Annotated in this window: 12 protein-coding genes and 1 pseudogene; 8 read left to right on the forward strand and 5 right to left on the reverse strand. The window is 62.1% G+C overall.

The features are described from left to right. Positions 1-250 precede the first annotated feature (250 nt). Positions 251-2,314, reverse strand: a complete 2,064-nt coding sequence (locus DU484_RS00065) for a hypothetical protein (protein ID WP_114604698.1) — start codon at positions 2,312-2,314, stop codon at positions 251-253. Between the two features lie 192 nt (positions 2,315-2,506). On the opposite strand from DU484_RS00065, the gene DU484_RS00070 reads away from it, so the two are divergent. From DU484_RS00070 to grpE, 3 genes are read left to right on the forward strand one after another with little or no spacing between them, the layout of a single operon-like run. Further along, positions 2,507-2,908, forward strand: a complete 402-nt coding sequence (locus DU484_RS00070; RefSeq protein WP_114604699.1) for a hypothetical protein — start codon at positions 2,507-2,509, stop codon at positions 2,906-2,908. Between the two features lie 7 nt (positions 2,909-2,915). Beyond that, positions 2,916-3,992 (forward strand): hypothetical protein, encoded by a 1,077-nt coding sequence (locus tag DU484_RS00075; protein WP_114604700.1) that lies wholly within the window; start codon positions 2,916-2,918, stop codon positions 3,990-3,992. 54 nt (positions 3,993-4,046) lie between these two features. Beyond that, positions 4,047-5,153 (forward strand): nucleotide exchange factor GrpE, encoded by a 1,107-nt coding sequence (gene grpE, locus DU484_RS00080; RefSeq protein ID WP_157969430.1) that lies wholly within the window; start codon positions 4,047-4,049, stop codon positions 5,151-5,153. Positions 5,154-5,162: 9 nt separating this feature from the next. Here the strand turns inward: grpE and DU484_RS00085 are convergent, their stop codons facing one another. From DU484_RS00085 to DU484_RS00095, 3 genes and pseudogenes are all read right to left on the reverse strand, one after another. Beyond that, positions 5,163-6,911 carry an Hsp70 family protein gene (locus DU484_RS00085; RefSeq protein WP_114604702.1) on the reverse strand — a complete coding sequence of 583 codons (1,749 nt, stop codon included), beginning with the start codon at positions 6,909-6,911 and terminating at the stop codon, positions 5,163-5,165. A gap of 96 nt (positions 6,912-7,007) precedes the next feature. Further along, the gene (locus tag DU484_RS00090) at positions 7,008-8,270 is read right to left on the reverse strand and encodes a vWA domain-containing protein (RefSeq protein ID WP_114604703.1); all 1,263 of its coding nucleotides are present in this window, start codon (positions 8,268-8,270) and stop codon (positions 7,008-7,010) included. 121 nt (positions 8,271-8,391) lie between these two features. Further along, positions 8,392-8,890, reverse strand: a pseudogene (locus DU484_RS00095) (IS6 family transposase). Positions 8,891-9,412: 522 nt separating this feature from the next. Between DU484_RS00095 and DU484_RS00100 the strand changes: the two are divergent. From DU484_RS00100 to DU484_RS00120, 5 genes are all read left to right on the forward strand, one after another. Continuing rightward, positions 9,413-10,972, forward strand: a complete 1,560-nt coding sequence (locus tag DU484_RS00100) for an AAA family ATPase (RefSeq protein ID WP_114604704.1) — start codon at positions 9,413-9,415, stop codon at positions 10,970-10,972. 140 nt (positions 10,973-11,112) lie between these two features. Then, on the forward strand, positions 11,113-11,664 hold the full coding sequence (locus tag DU484_RS00105) for a DUF7342 family protein (RefSeq protein ID WP_262342758.1): 552 nt from the start codon (positions 11,113-11,115) through the stop codon (positions 11,662-11,664). A gap of 6 nt (positions 11,665-11,670) precedes the next feature. Further along, positions 11,671-12,117 carry a hypothetical protein gene (locus tag DU484_RS00110; RefSeq protein ID WP_262342759.1) on the forward strand — a complete coding sequence of 149 codons (447 nt, stop codon included), beginning with the start codon at positions 11,671-11,673 and terminating at the stop codon, positions 12,115-12,117. A 10-nt stretch (positions 12,118-12,127) separates the two neighbouring features. Further along, positions 12,128-12,451, forward strand: coding sequence for a DUF433 domain-containing protein (locus DU484_RS00115; RefSeq protein ID WP_262342760.1), 324 nt, complete (start codon positions 12,128-12,130; stop codon positions 12,449-12,451). 208 nt (positions 12,452-12,659) lie between these two features. Beyond that, positions 12,660-15,287: a vWA domain-containing protein gene (locus tag DU484_RS00120; protein WP_114604706.1), complete on the forward strand. Its 2,628-nt coding sequence runs from the start codon at positions 12,660-12,662 to the stop codon at positions 15,285-15,287. A gap of 166 nt (positions 15,288-15,453) precedes the next feature. Here the strand turns inward: DU484_RS00120 and DU484_RS19245 are convergent, their stop codons facing one another. Then, entirely contained in the window at positions 15,454-16,482 is a 1,029-nt protein-coding gene (locus DU484_RS19245) for a hypothetical protein (protein WP_157969432.1), read from the reverse strand. Positions 16,483-16,590 lie beyond the last annotated feature (108 nt).

Genomic DNA, 16,590 nt, shown 5'->3' on the forward strand with positions numbered 1-16,590 from the left:
TGCTGTAATGAATGTTGTGTGTAGTGACCCTTCTGGGCATCGCCGCCGGAGCGGCCGCCGTCGGCCACTGCGTACCACGCTGACACAGGTGTGAACGCGGATTTCAGTCGAAGCTGGAGACTGTCCACCGCCCATATGATAAAATTTTTGATATTCTGGTCGAGTGCTTCCCACGCTCGACCGACTCACCCTCGTCCTCGGGCGCACCGGCGGGCACGATATGGTTGTTCGACTGCCACTGCCGGCCGGCTCACACGAGTGCGGCCTGCCTGAATTTCTCTACCGCGCGGTTCGCTGCCTCCTGCTCCGCCTCGTTGCCGGTGAACCTGAGGTCACGGACAGGGCCGACCGCACCGGCGTCGGATACCAGATCCGGCCGGGCGACCGCTAAGTCACCGAGGCACTCGGTGGCTTGGACCACCGTCTCGGTGTCGTCGGCGTCGATGGCCTCAACGAGTCGTTCGGCGTCGTGCACGTCGAACTCGTCTGGATCGAGGGATACGAGTTCGCCGAGTGACCGCATCTTCTCGGTCGTGTCGGGGCCGGTCGCACCGGCGGCACCCGCGTCCGAGTCGTCCAAAGAGGCGTACGGACGGCGTTCCGTCCTGTCGTCCTCCTTCGAGGAGTTCACGCGGTCAGCGTCGAGTCCCGACAGTCTCTCGCCCACGAGACCCCCGATTGCGCTCCTAGCCTCGCCGACGACCCACGCTGTCCAGTCGGTGAGCGCGGCCGCCCCCCCGCCAATCCACAGCCCCACGTTCCAAGCCTGCTCGGCCACGCCCTTGCCGACCGCTGCGAGTTCCGCCCTCGCCTTCCACCCGACGGTGAAAACGGACACCAAGACCGTAAGTGCGACCAGCACGGGGAGTCCGGGGAGTCCCGACAGTAGTGAGGATCCGCCCCCCTCCTCGGTCGGGGTTGGGGTCTCCGTGGCCATCGCCGCCGCGCCGTCGCTAGCCGGGGTCGCCGTCTGCGTGGACGTAAGCGTGGGTGTGAGTGTGGGCGCAGGCGTCGATGCCGCCGTCGGCGTCAGCAACCCGGTCGTGTCGACCCGGAACGCCTCCCGGTGTTCGCCGCCGCGGACATCGGTCACGTACACGACCAGCGTCGTCTCGTCCGGGGCCGCGCCGATGCGTCCTTGGAAGCCGACGCGCTCTCGTGTGTCACCCTCGTAGGGAGTGAGTGTCTCGATCGTCTCGCCGTCCGGACCGACCGACTCGAGGACGACTCGCGTGACGCGACTGTCGCTCACCTCGCCCGAGAACGCCACTTCTCCCTCGTATCCGGTGGCGATCTCGTGCTCCAGTTCGACCGTCGGTTCCAAGTGACCGCGGTAATCGAAAGGCAGCTCGCGAACCCGCTCGTTCCCGGCCACGTCCGTCGCGACGATCCGAACCGTCTCTCCCTCCCCGACATCGGCCGTGAACTCGAAGTCGGTCGCCAGCCGCTCCCGAGCCGGCTCTTTCGTCGTGGGGTTCAGCACGAACGACTCTTGGCTCGTCCCCACGAGCCGGTAGCTCAGAGAGTTGAACTTCACGTTGTCGGTGACCGTCCCGGCGACGTGGATGCGCCCGCCGTCCTGCTCGAACCGGTCGATGTCGATCGCCGGCAGCTGCGCGTCGACCACGTCGATCGTCATCTCGTGGCGCCGTCGCTGACCGTTCACGTCGACTGCCTCCACGACGACCGTGTTTTCGCCCAGCCCGAGCAACATCGGCTGCGAGAACCGCTCGCCAGGGTCGTCGATGCGGTACGTGTCGCGTGTCACTTCGGACTGGCCCGCGAATATCCACTCGTAGGTGTGGCGGATCCGGACCCTCTTGATTCCGCTCTGATCCTCCAGATCCGCCGCGAGCGTGACGTTGGCGTGGTCGACGGTCTCTGTCCCCGGGTTCGTGCTGGACTGGAACGGTGACGTGTACAGTATCTTCGGCCCCGTCGAGTCCTTCGTCACCGTGACCGTCAGCTGTCGCTCCTCGCCGCTCTCGGTCACCGTGCGCACCGAAATCTCGTGTTTACCATCGTCCAGATCGAGTTCGACGAGCTCCATGACCGACTCCGAATCGGGCGTGAACGACTGCCGGACGCTCCGGTTCACTAGAATTTCGACCCTGCGGAGCGATCCGTTCGCCGTCGCCTCCACGCGAACGCTCGGGTCCCCTGTCACCACGAGTTCGTCACCGTCTCTCACGTCCTGTCCGTCGATACGAACGTCGAGCGTCGGTGTCCCCGCCGCCGTCGTGACGAGCGCCGCGACGACCACGAGCGTCACGGCCACCACTCTGACGCCCCGAAGTGTCCGTCCGTCCCTCATCGGCCACATCTACAACCCCGACGTGCAAAAAGTAGTCCGTCTATCCCGCCGGCCTCAGCCCTCCGTCCCGTGATAGATCCTTCCGTGGCACACCGAAGTCGAGCACCCGTCGGTGACCTCCACGCGTCACCGACGGCATCGGAGGTTCGTGCACCACAAGTTTATTTCCGCGTTTCCAGTTATTATGTCACGATGCCAATCGACTGGCCCGAGGGATTCGACCGTACCCCGCCGGAACGGCGGGAGCCGTACCCGCACAACTTTCGCGTCTCGCGGCGTGACGCCTTCGAGAATATTCTCACCCAACTCAAACGCATGCAAGGGGCCTCGAACGTCCGCATCTCGTCCGAAGCCGAGCACCTCACTCGCGACATAGATGTCCCGCGGGCGGACGCATCGCCGGACGACCCAGGGGTGGTCGTTCGGTTCGAACGGGACAGCAAGGAGTACGTACTGCCGTGTGACCGCTGGTCGTCGCTCCGCGACAACGCACAGGCGATCGCGAAGTACGTTGAGGCCAAGCGCGCCCTCGACCGCTACGGTGTCAAGACGTACGAGGACGAGTTCGAGGCCCAAAAGGTTCGCGTCGACTAACCACTACATGACGCCCGAAGAGAACGACTCGAGTGGACGGCCCCTCAACCCGACGAGAGCGGACGGCCCGGTGCTTCGGCCCGACGGCGGTCGGTCGACCGATCGCACGTCAGCACCGGGGTTCGATGGGTGGAGCGGGCAGTCCAAGCCGGGCAACACCGACGCGACGTACACCAGGACGTTCGAGTGGTCGTTCCGCGGTGACCGCCTCGAGTGGGACATCGAGATCCCGATCTCGACCTACGAGTACTGCACCAACCGGGCCCGCACCGGCCAGTACGCGATCTACCTCGCGGACCCGCTTCAGCGACCGTTCGTCGACTCTCTCGTCGAGCGATTCGAGAACCACTGTCGCGATCGCTCGCTCGGCGAGCACTCCCGACTGTACGCAGCACTCAGGTTCGTCCAGCACCTCGAGTACACCCGCGATGTCGACGACACCGGACACGAGACGTATCCGAAGTACGCCATCGAGACGCTCGTCCACCGACGCGGGGACTGCGAAGACGGGACGATACTCCTCGGGACCCTCCTGTGGGCGATGGGCTACGACATCGCCGTGCTCCTTCTCCCCGACGCCCAGCACATGGTCTTGGGTGTGGCCGGCGAGGAGTTCTCGGGTTCCAGCGTCGAGTACGAGGGAACTTCGTACTACGTCGTCGAGACGACGGATGTGGGCTGGGACGTCGGCGAGTTCCCCCCGCGGTACGCGAACACGTCTGTTCGTCCCCATCACCCCGAAGCACAGCCCATCCTCCTCCACGAGTGGGAGGCGACACCCCGGAACGAAGATTCCGCCGAGACACTATCTGGGAACGGAAACCTCGTCGACGTGACCGTCCACGTCTCGAATTTCGGAGACGCTCCAGCGGACGATATCAGCGTCCAGATGGAGTTCGAACGCCGGGATGGCGATGTCGTCGGTCGCCGGGCACTCACGGTCGACGACGGTCCACTCCTCCCGAGCGACTTCACGAAGTACGAGGGCACCCTCCGGGTCGACACCGAGCGGAAGGTTCGCGGACGCTGCCAACTCGGTATCGGCAGGCAACTCCACGACGAAAGCGAGAGCGACTGGCAGTGACGCTCAGCCCCCGAGTTTTATTGACTGTCAGAAATGTTAGTCGCGTACCGACCGATGACAGGGAACGACTCGACGGACGACGAGGATGGTGCTCGGCGGGTTCCGATCGAAAATCACGACGACGAGAAAGCGGAGTCGGAAGAGGAGACCGGTGAGGACGAAGACGGTCCCACGGCGATTCCGGTCGAGCGCCCCGACGACGAGAAAGCGGAGCCGAGCGACGAGGCAGGCTCGAGCAACGATGACGGGGCAGGTGAGGGCACCGTCGACTTCACCCCCGACGCGGACCGATGGCTGGGGAAGCTCGACGACATCAGGAAGCGGTGGCGAGAGGCAAAAGAGGAGGAACAGAAGCAGAAACTCCGCGACAAATTCGAGAAGCTATCATCCGAACTTCATGATAAAGGTGTTCTCGACGACGACGAAATGGCGGACCTAGGCGAATCCGACCAACCGGAGGAGACGAACGACGACGCCGAAAGTGACCGACAGGCCGAGGCAGACAACACCGTGGAAGCCGTCGAACCGGAGGAAACGGAGCCAGACGAACCGGATAGCACCGACGACGTCGAAAGTGACCGACAGGCCGAGGCGGACGACACCGTGGAAGCCGTCGAACCGGAGGAAACGGAGCCAGACGAACCGGACGAGTCCGTCGGGATTGACGATGCCGCGGAGGGTGATGAACAGGCCGAAACGGAGGCGGGCGAGCCGGCCGACGCCGAGGAACTCAGGGCCGACTTGGAGGAGGCGCTCAACCGAATCGATGACTTAGAGGAGTTGATGTCCGAGTACCAGCGGAAGAACGAGCGCGAACACAGGCTACTGGAGAAAGACGCGCTGGAGAGTTTCGCGACGCGGATGTTCGGAGTTCGGGACACGCTCGAACGGCTGCTCGAGTACGGCGAATGGGACGACGAGTCCGCCGACCAGCTCCGTTCGCTCCTCCGTCAGTTCGACCAGCAGCTCACGGCGAAGCGCATCGACGCGATCGACCCCGACCGCGGCGACGAGGTCGACAGCAGCAAACACCGAATCGAAGGGCAAGAGGAGGCCGAGGACGTCGGTCCGGGCCGCATCCTCCGCGTCGAGAGCAAGGGATACGAAATATCCGGGTACCCGCTCCGACCGGCCGAGGTTGTCGTGACGAAAGGCGAGTGAATCGGGGCGTCAGTCGTCGTCGCCGGCTGCCTGCTGCTTGCTCGTTCCCGACCGGCCGTCGGCGCTACCACCCTCGACGTGAATCTTGCCGAGTTCGTCGTCGTCGAGTTTCGATTCCTCGGGCTTGACGAGCTCCGCATTTACCGACAGGACGCCATCCTTGTCGACGGCGAACGTGACTTCGACAACCGGTTTGCGGGCGGGGAGTTCCGGAATCCCCGCGACTTTCCAGTCTCTGAGCTGTTCGTTTTTCGAACGGTCCTCCTCGTGTTCACCCTGGTAGACCTTGATTGGCAGTTCGGTCTGATTGTCCTCTTTCGTGGTGTACTTGGCCGATTCATCGACGACTTCACCCTCCTCGTCGGGCAACACCGTGTTGTGGGGGAGGAGGATGTCCATCTTATCCGTCCCGAGGTCGGTACCCAGTGACTGTCCGAGAATACCCTTTGTTTTGATCGGCCCCTCACCACCACCGCCGCCTTCGATATCGTGTTCCTCCGCGATGTGCCGGTCGCGCTCGCCCTTGGTGTCGAACGACGCGTCGCAGTGCCCCTTGGGGCACGTGAACTGCTCGTCGTTGCCGTCCTGAGAGTGGTCGTCAATGTGGTCGGCGAGTTTCCCCCAGAGTTCGAACGTCTCGTCGCAGTCCGAGACGGGACAGGCAAACGACTCCCCCGCGACGTCCCCGTCTTGGTCGGCCATGATGGCCGCTCCTTTGGCGACGGCCCAGTCTAGGTCGCTCATCTGGGTCGGTTCGAAGCCGAACCTGTCCTTGACTCGCTCTTTGACGGCGGGCATCTGGGACGACCCACCGACGAGCAACACCGTGTCGACGTCTCCGGTGTCGATTCTCGCCTTGTCGAGCGCCTCGTCGATTGGGGCCATCGCGTCGTCGAGGAGGTCCGACACCTCGTCCTCGAATTCGCTTCGTTCGATCACCCGTTCGGTGATCCCGATGGGGTGGGCGTCGACCATTCCGAGCATCGTCGCGTTGACCTCGGTCTGCTCGTGGCCCGAGAGGCTGATCTTCGCATCCTCTGCAACTTCCCGGAGGTTCTCCCGCGTCTCGTCGTTCTGCAGGGGGTCGACACCCTCCTCGTCTTCGATTTCCTCGGCGAGGAGATCGACCAGTCGCTGGGTGAAGTCCTGCCCCCCGAGGTGGTTATCGCCGGCGGTCGCCAGTATCTGGTACTCGTTCTCATCGATCTCCATCACCGAAATGTCGAGGGTTCCCCCGCCGAAGTCGTAGACGAAGACCGTACCGTTCTGGTTCTTGTCGAATCCATGAGAGATGGCCGCCGCCGTCGGCTCGTGGAGGAGATCGATGTTCTCGGCCTCGAATCCGGCCTGCTTGGCCGCCGCACGGGTATCCGACTTCTGATCGACGGTGAAATACGCCGGAACCGTGATCTGTGCCCCCGTGATGTCCTCACTGCCGTCGCCGTAGTCCTCCGCGATGGATCGCAGTTGCTTCAGGATCTCCGCAGAGACGTCAACCGGCGTGGGTTCGACGCCGTCGATGGGATAAGCGTGATCCTCTCCCATCTCCCGCTTGGCGTTCCGGATCACCTGGTCGGGGTTATTTTTCGCCTTGTTTTTCGCCCGCTTCCCCACGCGCACCTCCTCGCCGTCCTCGGAAAAGTACACGACCGACGGAGTGAGTCGGTCACCCTCGTTGTTCACCATGAGTTCTGGGCTGCCAGCCTCGACGATGCTCACTGCGCTCCGTGTCGTCCCGAGGTCGATTCCGATCCTCATCCCTATTGACCAATCCTCATGCTGGTTATTATATATTTCCACCAGCCAGACGGGTCAGTACGATTTCAAGAGGACGCGTCGGCTGTGAACGAGTCGCTACCTAATCGACACCGAGTTCGCATCGTCGTCATCGGCGTCATCGTCGTCTTGATCCACCCTAGACTTGCGAATCTTGTCCCCTGTATCCTCGATGTCGTCGAGGTCCGCGCGGAGTTTCTCGGCAGTGTCCTCGAAGCCCTGCTTTTCGAGGTCGTCGATCTGGTCTTTGACCGCCGCTTCGTCCGCGTCGGGTTCGGACATCTCGGCCCGCACTTTCGCCGCCTCGCGTTCCTTCTCGATGTGCGCTCTCTTCTCCGGGTCGTCCGTGTACGTCGCTTCGACGCTCGCGGTCGCAATCGTGCGGTCGTCGTCGTCGCGCAGTTTGACGTCGGCGAGCGAGTACGTGATCCCGGTCTGGTTGGGCGTTCCCAGCACCTCGAAAGTCAGCCGGTGCTCCTCTCCGGCGATGAGCTTGTCGGGGAACGGAATCACGACGTCGTCGCCGTCGAAGGAGAGCGGCACGGACTGCCTGCTCGGCGCGGCGAAGACCGCCTGTTCCTCCTCGTACGCGTAGAACGGGTTGCCGAAGTCGACCCGGAGCGTCGGGTTGGTCGCGATGGTGTCGCCGGCCTCCCGGATCCGGTCCTCCAGGAACCCCTGGATGTCGTCGCCGTCGACGATGTGAGCCGGCTTGCCACCTGAGTTCTTCGTCAGCGAGAGGAGTACGTCCTCCTTGTAGTCCTCGCCGATACCGCCCGCACTGATCGAGATGCCATCGACACTCATCTCGGCGGCGAGGTCCTCGAAGTCGTCGAGGTCGCGGTTGTCCAGTCCGTCCGACAGGAGGACAACATCGCGGCTGACGATTCCTGACCCCGACAGGTCGGTGAACTGTGACCGGGCCTCGACGAGGGCGTCGTAGATGTCGGTGCCCCCACGAGCGTGTATCTCCGCATCCTCGTCGCTCTCTGCCACCATCTCCTGGACGTCCTGCTGGTCGGCGTCGCCCCAGCGCGTCATCTCGAGATGGACCTCCGAGGAGCTGGCGAACGAGACGATGCTCACGAGATCGTCCGATTCGAGCTCGTCGAGAACCGAGAGCATCCCCTCGCGCGCCCAGTCCATCTTCGCCTCCCCATCGGGCGGGTTCCTCGTACCGTCCACACCCCAGTCCATCGACCCACTCGCGTCGACGACGAGGACCACCTGTCGCCTCGTCTGCCGCTCCTTGACGAGAGGTTCGACGACGACTTCGACGACCGATTTCCCGCCGTTTTTCGGGAACTCCCGGTCGACTTCAGCTCGTAGAGTCGCGGTCATCCCACGTACCTTCTGGACGCAGTGTCAAGTTTCTTGTCCAGCACTCGAAAGCGCCCTGCCGTCGACCTTCGGACCACGGCGTGCCGACCCATCTGGTCGGGATCAATTGTCCTCGGTCGCGTTAACTTTGGCGTGAGTTGTACCGGACGGCGAGGGCTCGGAGATATGATTCTGCTGTTTGAGGTTCGACATGGCTGAAACTATCTGCACATGAGAATGTTCGTCTCCCTATCTCCCAAAATACACGTTTGACGACATTCCGATTCCCGTGTGAAATCATCTGGAATCGGTATCCATCTTCGTCGAGAACGTTCACCAAGTAATCGACATCATCGACGAGAAACTCGACATCATTGAGTCGAATCACGGTTTCGTCAAGCACGACGTGATTCGGACTCGCTCCGCCATCGGACTAGATCGGCATCGTGTACTACTCGTGGACAACAGTTCGAGAACGCTCGACACCAACCTCTCAAGAGTCGAGGGGATATTCGAAAGTGATAGTCCTGCCAGATACATCTGAATACCGAGTCGCATCGCGAACTCGGGTGTCCGCTGGCGCTTCACAAACGAAAGTCGATCCAGTCGCTAATGCAACTGAGTCGGCTGATTTTGGCCATGGATCACGCGGAAATCAGAACGCCTAACTCTTCCCGCTTAACCTAACACGATCCGAACGGACATCTGGAACTATTCCCTGAATCGTCAATTCTAAAGTCGTGACTATAAGCGGTACATTCGAACCCGTGCTGGCATAGCAATTGCCGCGGCCGGTGACTTACCTTCAAACCAACTTCCTGCAACGCAACGATGTCCGGGGTCCGTTCTCTGAGAGCAGTCAGTTGATCCGCGAATCGACTAACTGAGGCCCGCTTGACGTGCCACGTGACGAGCCTCAATTGTTCATCTGACTCGAAACGAGTCATACAGCGAACCCTAAAAAGGTCCTCCCGACGATTGCTGCAGACATCCTCTATATTCAGTAGACCAATTCTATCAGAAAATAAGGAATTCAGCCAAGTGTCTTCGAGAGTGTTCCGGGCGTGACGCACGCCGATTTCTCGCGTACAATCGAGCGACGGAGGCTCTGAGGACGGCGGTCAGTGCGTCTCAACTCAGACTCTCCAGAACGCACCCGTACCATGTCATCCACTACTCCCGACGACGCGGACAGCCAGCCCGACGAACAGGCCGTCTTGAGCCACCTCGTACAGCGACTCCTCCAGCGCGAAGGCGGCCAAATCCCCCTCGAACGAGTCACCCTCCGGGTGAGCGACTACGTCGACATCGGCGAGCAGGCCGCTGCTGACCTCATCGACGAGGGTGCCGACGCCGGAATCTACACGCTGGAGCGAGGTGCGGGTGGAACGACGACGATCACCGGGGTTAGCCCGCAGGGACCCGAACCTGATATTATCGTCGCGGCCTTCGGGGCTGCGGCGGACACGCCTGATTTCACCGTCATCAGCGTCGTCACCGAGAGCATCGACCAGGCGGTGCGTGACGCGGGCTACGAGACGTTCAGTTCCCTTGCTGATGCCGGCGCTGACGACCTCACCGGGCTGACCGGGACGCTCACCCAGAGCCGCGCAGCGGCCATCCTCCAGGAGGCACCCCAGCACGTCCCCGTCGGGACTCGCCTTGCGACTGCCGCCGCCCGGCGATACGCGCGTCGGCTCGACGCCGAGACGGACCGTGGTGTGGCCCGGGTTGTCGACCTCGCGACCACCGACATCGCCGTGGGCGAACCGGTCTACCGAACTGCGGGACTCGATCCCGACTCCCTCGAGGCGCAGTACGTCAGTGCCGTCGGTCGCAACGCCGACGACCCCGTGGCGACCGGCCTGCACGTTCTCGACGACCCGGATTACCCCGACGTGCCAAAGGCCGCGACGCACCCCGACGCCGGCGACGACGCGCTCCCCGTCGACGACACCGGGCACGTCGTCCCGCCGGCGGTCCCGGTCGAACCGCGACTCCAGCTTCCTCTTGACGAACTGCTCGCGAAGAAACTCGCACGAGGGCTGGTTCCCGTCCGCCTCGTCGGGCCGCGCGGCTCGGGAAAGAACTACCTGATCAAGTACCTCTGCCACGAGACAAACCGCGGCTATGTCTCGATCGATTGTGACGAGGCGACCCACACGGAGGACCTGTTTGGGCCGCTGACGCCCACCGAGGACGGCCTGATCGTCCCACGGACCGGGCCCGCCAAGCAGGCACTCCTGAACGGGTCCGTGTTGGTGCTCAACGAGTTCCCGGTGATGCGAGCCGGTGCTGCGATGGCGCTCCATCGCCTGCTCAACGAGGGGAAGTTACTGGTGAAGGCCCACGGGGAACTGGTCGAGCCGCACCCATCGGCGCGGATCGTGATCACGATGAATCCGCCCACCCGGGAGTACCGCGACTCCGAACCGATGAACTCCGCTACCCGTGGGCGGTTCCGCGCGCTCGAACAGACCTATATCCAGGACATCGAAGTCGAACTCGACACGCTTGACGCGCAGGTCAACGGTGGCTCCCGCGTCGTTGACCGTGGGACGCTCCGGAAGGTCGTTCAGTTCGCCCACCAGACTCGCCAGAACGAGAACTGGCCGACGCTGTCGACACGGAACCTCGTGATCGTCTGTGAGCACATCGAGGACGGCGCCGCGCCGAAGGCCGCGGTGAAAAACGAGGTGTGGGCAGTTGCGGAACCGAATTAGTATCCTGGAGACACCTACGAGACGCTTGATGATTATCTGTGAACCCCGCGATCGCTCAGTTCTGTCGTTGCTGACTGGTGAATGCGATATATTCAGTTTGGGTGCCAAACTATTAGTGCACAGATCGAGAAAGACGGTTCATGAGTGAGAAACAGCCTGCCTGGCCAGCGGGGATGGACGCCGGCGAGCGCGTCCGGCACGTTGCGTTCACCCGGACAACGCCACGGAATGCCGGGTGGATCGCGACTGAAGCCGACGTCTCCCGCGATACGGCCGTGAAGTACCTCTCGCGGATGGCCGAGCAGGGCGATCTCGAAGTCGTCGAGACTGCCGAGGGGACGTGCTACAAACCAGATCCCGTTACCCAGTTCCTCGACGAGGTCCGCGACCTCGCAGAAACACACTCGCAGGAGGAACTCACCGCGGAACTCCGAGACATCGCCGACGAGATCGACCGCTGGAAGCACGAGTTCGACGTGGAGTCGCTTGCCGAACTCCGCCAGTCAGTCGGCGACGACGACCTCTCGGCCGAACAGCGCCGCGAGCGCCTCGACGTCGTCGAAGAGTGGGAGTACGATGTCGAGATGCGCGAGGCGATCCGGCTGGCCATCGGGCTCAAGGACTCACTCACCGAACTCGGCGCGGGGACGGACTCAGGATTCACCCCGGACAGCCAACCCCAGGAAGGCTGACTCCGGATGGTCCTCTTTCTCGCAGGCGGCAGTGGATACACCCGACGACAGGGACTTCGTCGACTCAAGGAGCGATTGGAGAACGTCCCTGGGGCGTCGAACATCCGGTATGAACCATCCGCGATCAAGCCAACGGCTGTCGTCATCGATGTCGACATCGAGATGTTCCTTGAAGAGCCGTTCCCGCGAGACACGGGGCGGCTCGAAGTCGTCTGGCGTCCACGTGAAGAGACGGACCTCCAGCGGGTCCAGTGGATCGACGACGCCATCAGTCTGGGCTGGCACAAGGACCGCGACCATCCCGACCTCGGAACGACGCACTTCCAGCGCGAGACGGGCGACGAGACGACTCCGCACCGGGAGCCGGCACACATCGAGGTAGAAGCCCCGGTGAGCTTTCTTGAGGTCTGTCTCAACCGACTGCCAGAGCATATTAAAGAGACTGGCGACTGATTATCTTCCTATGGGCAGGGAGTACGACCTCTCCCAGAGCGAATATCTCGCTCAAGAGATCGAGTCCACGCCGCATATCCGCAGTCGCCGGATCACCGTCCGGGATATCGGGGCGCTGGTCCACAAACGTAAGCTCATGCCGGCGACTATCGCCGATCGATTCGAGCTACCTGAGGCAGCCGTCCACGAGGCACTCGTGTGCTATCACCTGAATCATGAGTACTTCGCTGAACTCGACGTGTCCCGTCGGCGTTCAAACGAGGCCGCCATCACGCCCGACGACATCAGCATAGAGGAGCCTGTTGACGCGAGCGAACTTGATGTGGACTGCTAGTAAACAGCATAGCATTGCGAGTCCGAATTGAATCTAAGCGCACCCGCGTTCGGTGAACCAGCCTGAAGCAGGCGTTGAAATTGGTTCGGGGCTGGTCGTGGGCAGTTACCCCACGCCAGTATAATATTCCGGACAGTGGGGTAACTACACCCACGGGATTTAGCTCACCCAAGGGAACAGAGAGGTCCGACACCTCTCGTTCCTCATCATGTCCGATACCAATTCCTCGATCACTTCGAACGCCTCCGTCGAGACGTTCACTCCCGACGTCCACGCCCGGGTGCGGGCGTCAGCCGGTCGACGCGACCGGCTCCGGGCGTTCCTGCAAGGCCATCTCCCGACCGGCGTTGACATCGAAGTCGTCCTCACCCCTGCGGTACAGACGGCGGCGGTTCTGCCTGCCGACATCGACGCGCTGGTCAGCAGTGAGGCAACCGACCTCGAACGACAACAGGCCGCTCAGTTGCTCGAGGGCATCGACGCAGCGTTTCTCGTACTCGTCACGACCGCGCCAGCCCCGCTGGAGCGGGTGCCGCTGAACGATCAGCTCACCGCCGACCACGCCCACCAGTTCGGGCTCGCCTTCCACGAACTCCTCCACATCCTCAAGACCGCGATCGCCTCAATCGCCGCGCTGCTCGATGCCGAAGTCGACCCGGAATACCATCAGCACGTCCACGAGTTGATCAACATCGTCGAGGACGGCGCAATCGAGTATGAGGCCATCCATGGCGCGAACTTCAGCGACACGGCCGAGATCCGGCTCGAACTCACCCGCCGAATCCACTCGCAGACTCCCGACGACCTCGGAGATGGGCAGCAGGCACGGCTCTCGTTCTGGGACGCGGTGACCACCGCTCTGTACGACGCCGCGGTGTACCCGACCGGCATCACCGAGGTCCTGCTCGACGGGGACGACGACCGCATCGGGTTCGTCTCCGAAGCCGACGAGATCGCCTTTCGGTCGGTACGAGATGCGGTGACTCAGCTCGCCGTCGATGCCCTCGCTATTCGAGGTGTCGACCTCGACGACGCGACCCACAGGCACGACAAGACCGCCTCGGTCGAGCGGGCCCGCCGCGTCATCGACACCTGGACGTCGACGCTCCAGCCGGTCGTCGCGAGCGCCGTCGAGCCAACAGGCGACTCGCAGAGCCATTGTGGCGCTGACCCGGGAACTGATGGGCACGACCACTTGTCGCAGGAGGAGGGACCTGCGAGTACTCCCGAGGCAACTGGGGTCTCGGTCGATCGCGAGGCAACGGCGGACCCGTATCAGGACGTGTTCGACCATCCCGCGGTGACGCCGGATCCCGGCATAGATGATACGGACGGCACGGTCAGCTCTCCCGGCCCGGATACCGAGGATTCCACTGGTAACACCGCATCGACTCCAGTCCACCAGAAGGAGGACGATCAGAAACGTGACCAAGAGCCGTCGATAGCGGACGGCGATTCAGCGTCGCGAGCAGACTCATCCATCGAGAGCAGCGAGGAGCCAGCGGAGCACCCGTCGAGATCCCACGCACTCGAGGCGGCTGTCAAGCGTGCTCGCGAAAATCGGGGCGATTCGGGAGACAGGACTGATCCATCGTCCCCATCAGCTACAATAAATGAACGAGCCACTCCCGACGACCAGTCGGTCCAGACACCACTCGATGCGTTCGACGCCGGAGCGAGAGCCACCGAATCTGCGGGGACTAACAACCTGAGCGGCCCCTCGAACGATCCAATCCCGTCTGGCGAGGATGATCAGATAGAGCATCGCGATGGAGATGTCGAGACCGCAGCAACGGACGAACCGGTGCCGGGGCCAGCTCACGAGCGCGTCGAGCGGGCCGCACCGTCGCCGACAGAGTACGGACAGGCGCTCAAACACGACCGTGAGGTCGCCACACAAGAGGCGGCCCGAGAGCAGGTCGACCGGGAGGCTGTCAAGCGAGAGCTTCGCGACCTCGGTGATGTCTTCGATCGGCACCACCAAGGCGACGAGGATCACCGGGAGGACGGGGCCGAGTCATCGACCGAGACGGGTGCAGGTGGAAACGGTGCCGGACCGGAGCGTCTCGACGACGTCGTGTTCGTCCCGGTCAGCGACGACCTCGCCCCACCGGGGCAATGGAGTGCGGTCGAGGACGGCGCCGCCCGCGTCGCGAAGGTCCTCGAAAAGGAGCTCGCGCTCGAACGGCAGCGGGGAACCCGGAGCGGACTGACCGCTGGTCAGTACGATACCCGCGCCGGTCATCGGCTCGCCATCGGCGATCCACGGGTCTGTGAAACTCCGACGCCTGGCCGCGAGAAACGCTACGCCCTCGTGCTCGTGCTAGATCGGTCGGGGTCGATGCGCAACGGTAGCCCCCCGAAAATCGAAGTTGCAACACAGGCGGTCGCCCGACTCGCCGTCGCTGCCGAGAAACTGGGGATTCGTGTTGCCATCATTGATTTCATCGACGGTCAGGCTCGCCTTGCGAAGCCGTTCGCCGTCGAGTCGCGTCACGTCCAGACGACGCTGCTCGATACTGACTGCGGTGGTGGGACACCGCTAGCCGAGGCAATCGGGCTCGCCCGGACGGTTGTCGAGACACAGCGTGACGACCCACTGATCATCACCGTCACCGACGACCGCCCCAGCGACATCGAGGCGGTCACGCGCGAGCTCCAGGCATCGTACGCTCCGGTGTGCTCGTTGACCATCGCGACCGACTGTGACCCTGGGACGTTAGCTCCTGATGCATCGGCGCTGGCGCCGTACTATGAACGACAGGCGGCGGTCTACGACGTCGACGCCATCGACGATCGTCTCGACCAGTTCGCGAGTCTTCTGACCGGACTGTGACTCGTCCGCTCTGAATTGGTGAGAGAACAGTCAGCATGGCTCTGTTGAAAATCACCGCAAATTGAAAACAAGCGGCGCGCTGAATGTAGAGGATATAATCAACAACAGGGGTGGCATTCGTTCGTCAACTACGGAGTGAGACGGGTATTCGGGTACCTCGGAGCATTCAATTATCGGAGTCCAATTCCCAAAGCAATTCAAAACCGCCGATGATGAGAGAAACGGAGATATTGAACCACTCGATAACGGACTCCCGGTCGATCTCCTCCAGTGATTCATCACCGGGATGAATAACTGCGTTTCTGAACCCTCGATTGCCGTGTTCACCGTGGAACTCGTGCCACAACGTGCCGTACGGGCCGTGAGCATCGGTGAGAGATGAACCCGTAATCTCGTTCAGGGCGTCCTTTGCGAGATCCTTGGAGTAGACGTTGCCGTATTTGTCTCCGAACTTCTCTCTAATTCGGTTTCCCGCCTCACCTTGATCACAGCCGTTCAACACATAGTAAAGAGAAATCAACCGGAAGAGACCACCATCTACAGCGGAGGTAAGTGGGGGTACAGCTGAGATGAGATTCCCGCGAAGAATTGCCTGCTCCGCCTCACGAAGGAGATCAACCCACGCGGGGTTCGTCCCATTCGCCCGCGAGAGCTTCGCATCGTACACCACTTCCAGTTCGTCGCCCGTCTCAACCACCGAATCAGCTTTCTCTTGAAGATTGGCGGTCACGACTATCTCTTGTGGCCCGATGGGATGGAGAGCAACAAGGACGGATTCACCCAGAGAAGCGCGCGTGTAAGAGTCGTCGAGCCGCTCTATTGGGAGTCGATTGTCGCCGCTTGCATCTTTACGCTCGGCACCGAGAAGCTGGACAGTTTCGAATTCGTCTCCGGAGAAGAGGTCGTTGACGATATGACGGCGTGTCTCGCCGACCGTCACAGTGGTAAGATTTCGCATCTTGCTACCGCCGAGAGCAAACGGGAAGCCGAAGTAGGCGTTTCCGTCCAATTTGTAAAGCGTGTAGAGCAGACCATTCTCCGGAAAAAACCATGTCTCGCAATAAGGGCAGACAAGATACGTGTCAGGATTGATGCTCTCGCCTGTCGGTTGGAGATGAAGCGTGTCTATTCGATCTTCGCACTGGGGGCATGTTAGATTCGTGTTCCCTACACTAAGCTCGCTTGAGGGAGTCATAGATAGTTGAATTCCAGGGACCCGTCTACTTAGTCATACAGTGGGGCTAGTGACAATATCAACCGCTCATCCCAAAAAGTGATGACGACCAACCGATAGCAGATTCGC

This window comes from Haloplanus rubicundus (assembly GCF_003342675.1).
Classification (GTDB): domain Archaea; phylum Halobacteriota; class Halobacteria; order Halobacteriales; family Haloferacaceae; genus Haloplanus; species Haloplanus rubicundus.

Coding starts and splice junctions, on each gene's coding strand:
- DU484_RS00065 (WP_114604698.1), bottom strand. CDS start 2,314: ATGAGGGACGGACGGACACTTCGGGGCGTCAGAGTGGTGGCCGTGACG.
- DU484_RS00070 (WP_114604699.1), top strand. CDS start 2,507: ATGCCAATCGACTGGCCCGAGGGATTCGACCGTACCCCGCCGGAACGG.
- DU484_RS00075 (WP_114604700.1), top strand. CDS start 2,916: ATGACGCCCGAAGAGAACGACTCGAGTGGACGGCCCCTCAACCCGACG.
- grpE (WP_157969430.1), top strand. CDS start 4,047: ATGACAGGGAACGACTCGACGGACGACGAGGATGGTGCTCGGCGGGTT.
- DU484_RS00085 (WP_114604702.1), bottom strand. CDS start 6,911: ATGAGGATCGGAATCGACCTCGGGACGACACGGAGCGCAGTGAGCATC.
- DU484_RS00090 (WP_114604703.1), bottom strand. CDS start 8,270: ATGACCGCGACTCTACGAGCTGAAGTCGACCGGGAGTTCCCGAAAAAC.
- DU484_RS00100 (WP_114604704.1), top strand. CDS start 9,413: ATGTCATCCACTACTCCCGACGACGCGGACAGCCAGCCCGACGAACAG.
- DU484_RS00105 (WP_262342758.1), top strand. CDS start 11,113: ATGAGTGAGAAACAGCCTGCCTGGCCAGCGGGGATGGACGCCGGCGAG.
- DU484_RS00110 (WP_262342759.1), top strand. CDS start 11,671: ATGGTCCTCTTTCTCGCAGGCGGCAGTGGATACACCCGACGACAGGGA.
- DU484_RS00115 (WP_262342760.1), top strand. CDS start 12,128: ATGGGCAGGGAGTACGACCTCTCCCAGAGCGAATATCTCGCTCAAGAG.
- DU484_RS00120 (WP_114604706.1), top strand. CDS start 12,660: ATGTCCGATACCAATTCCTCGATCACTTCGAACGCCTCCGTCGAGACG.
- DU484_RS19245 (WP_157969432.1), bottom strand. CDS start 16,482: ATGACTCCCTCAAGCGAGCTTAGTGTAGGGAACACGAATCTAACATGC.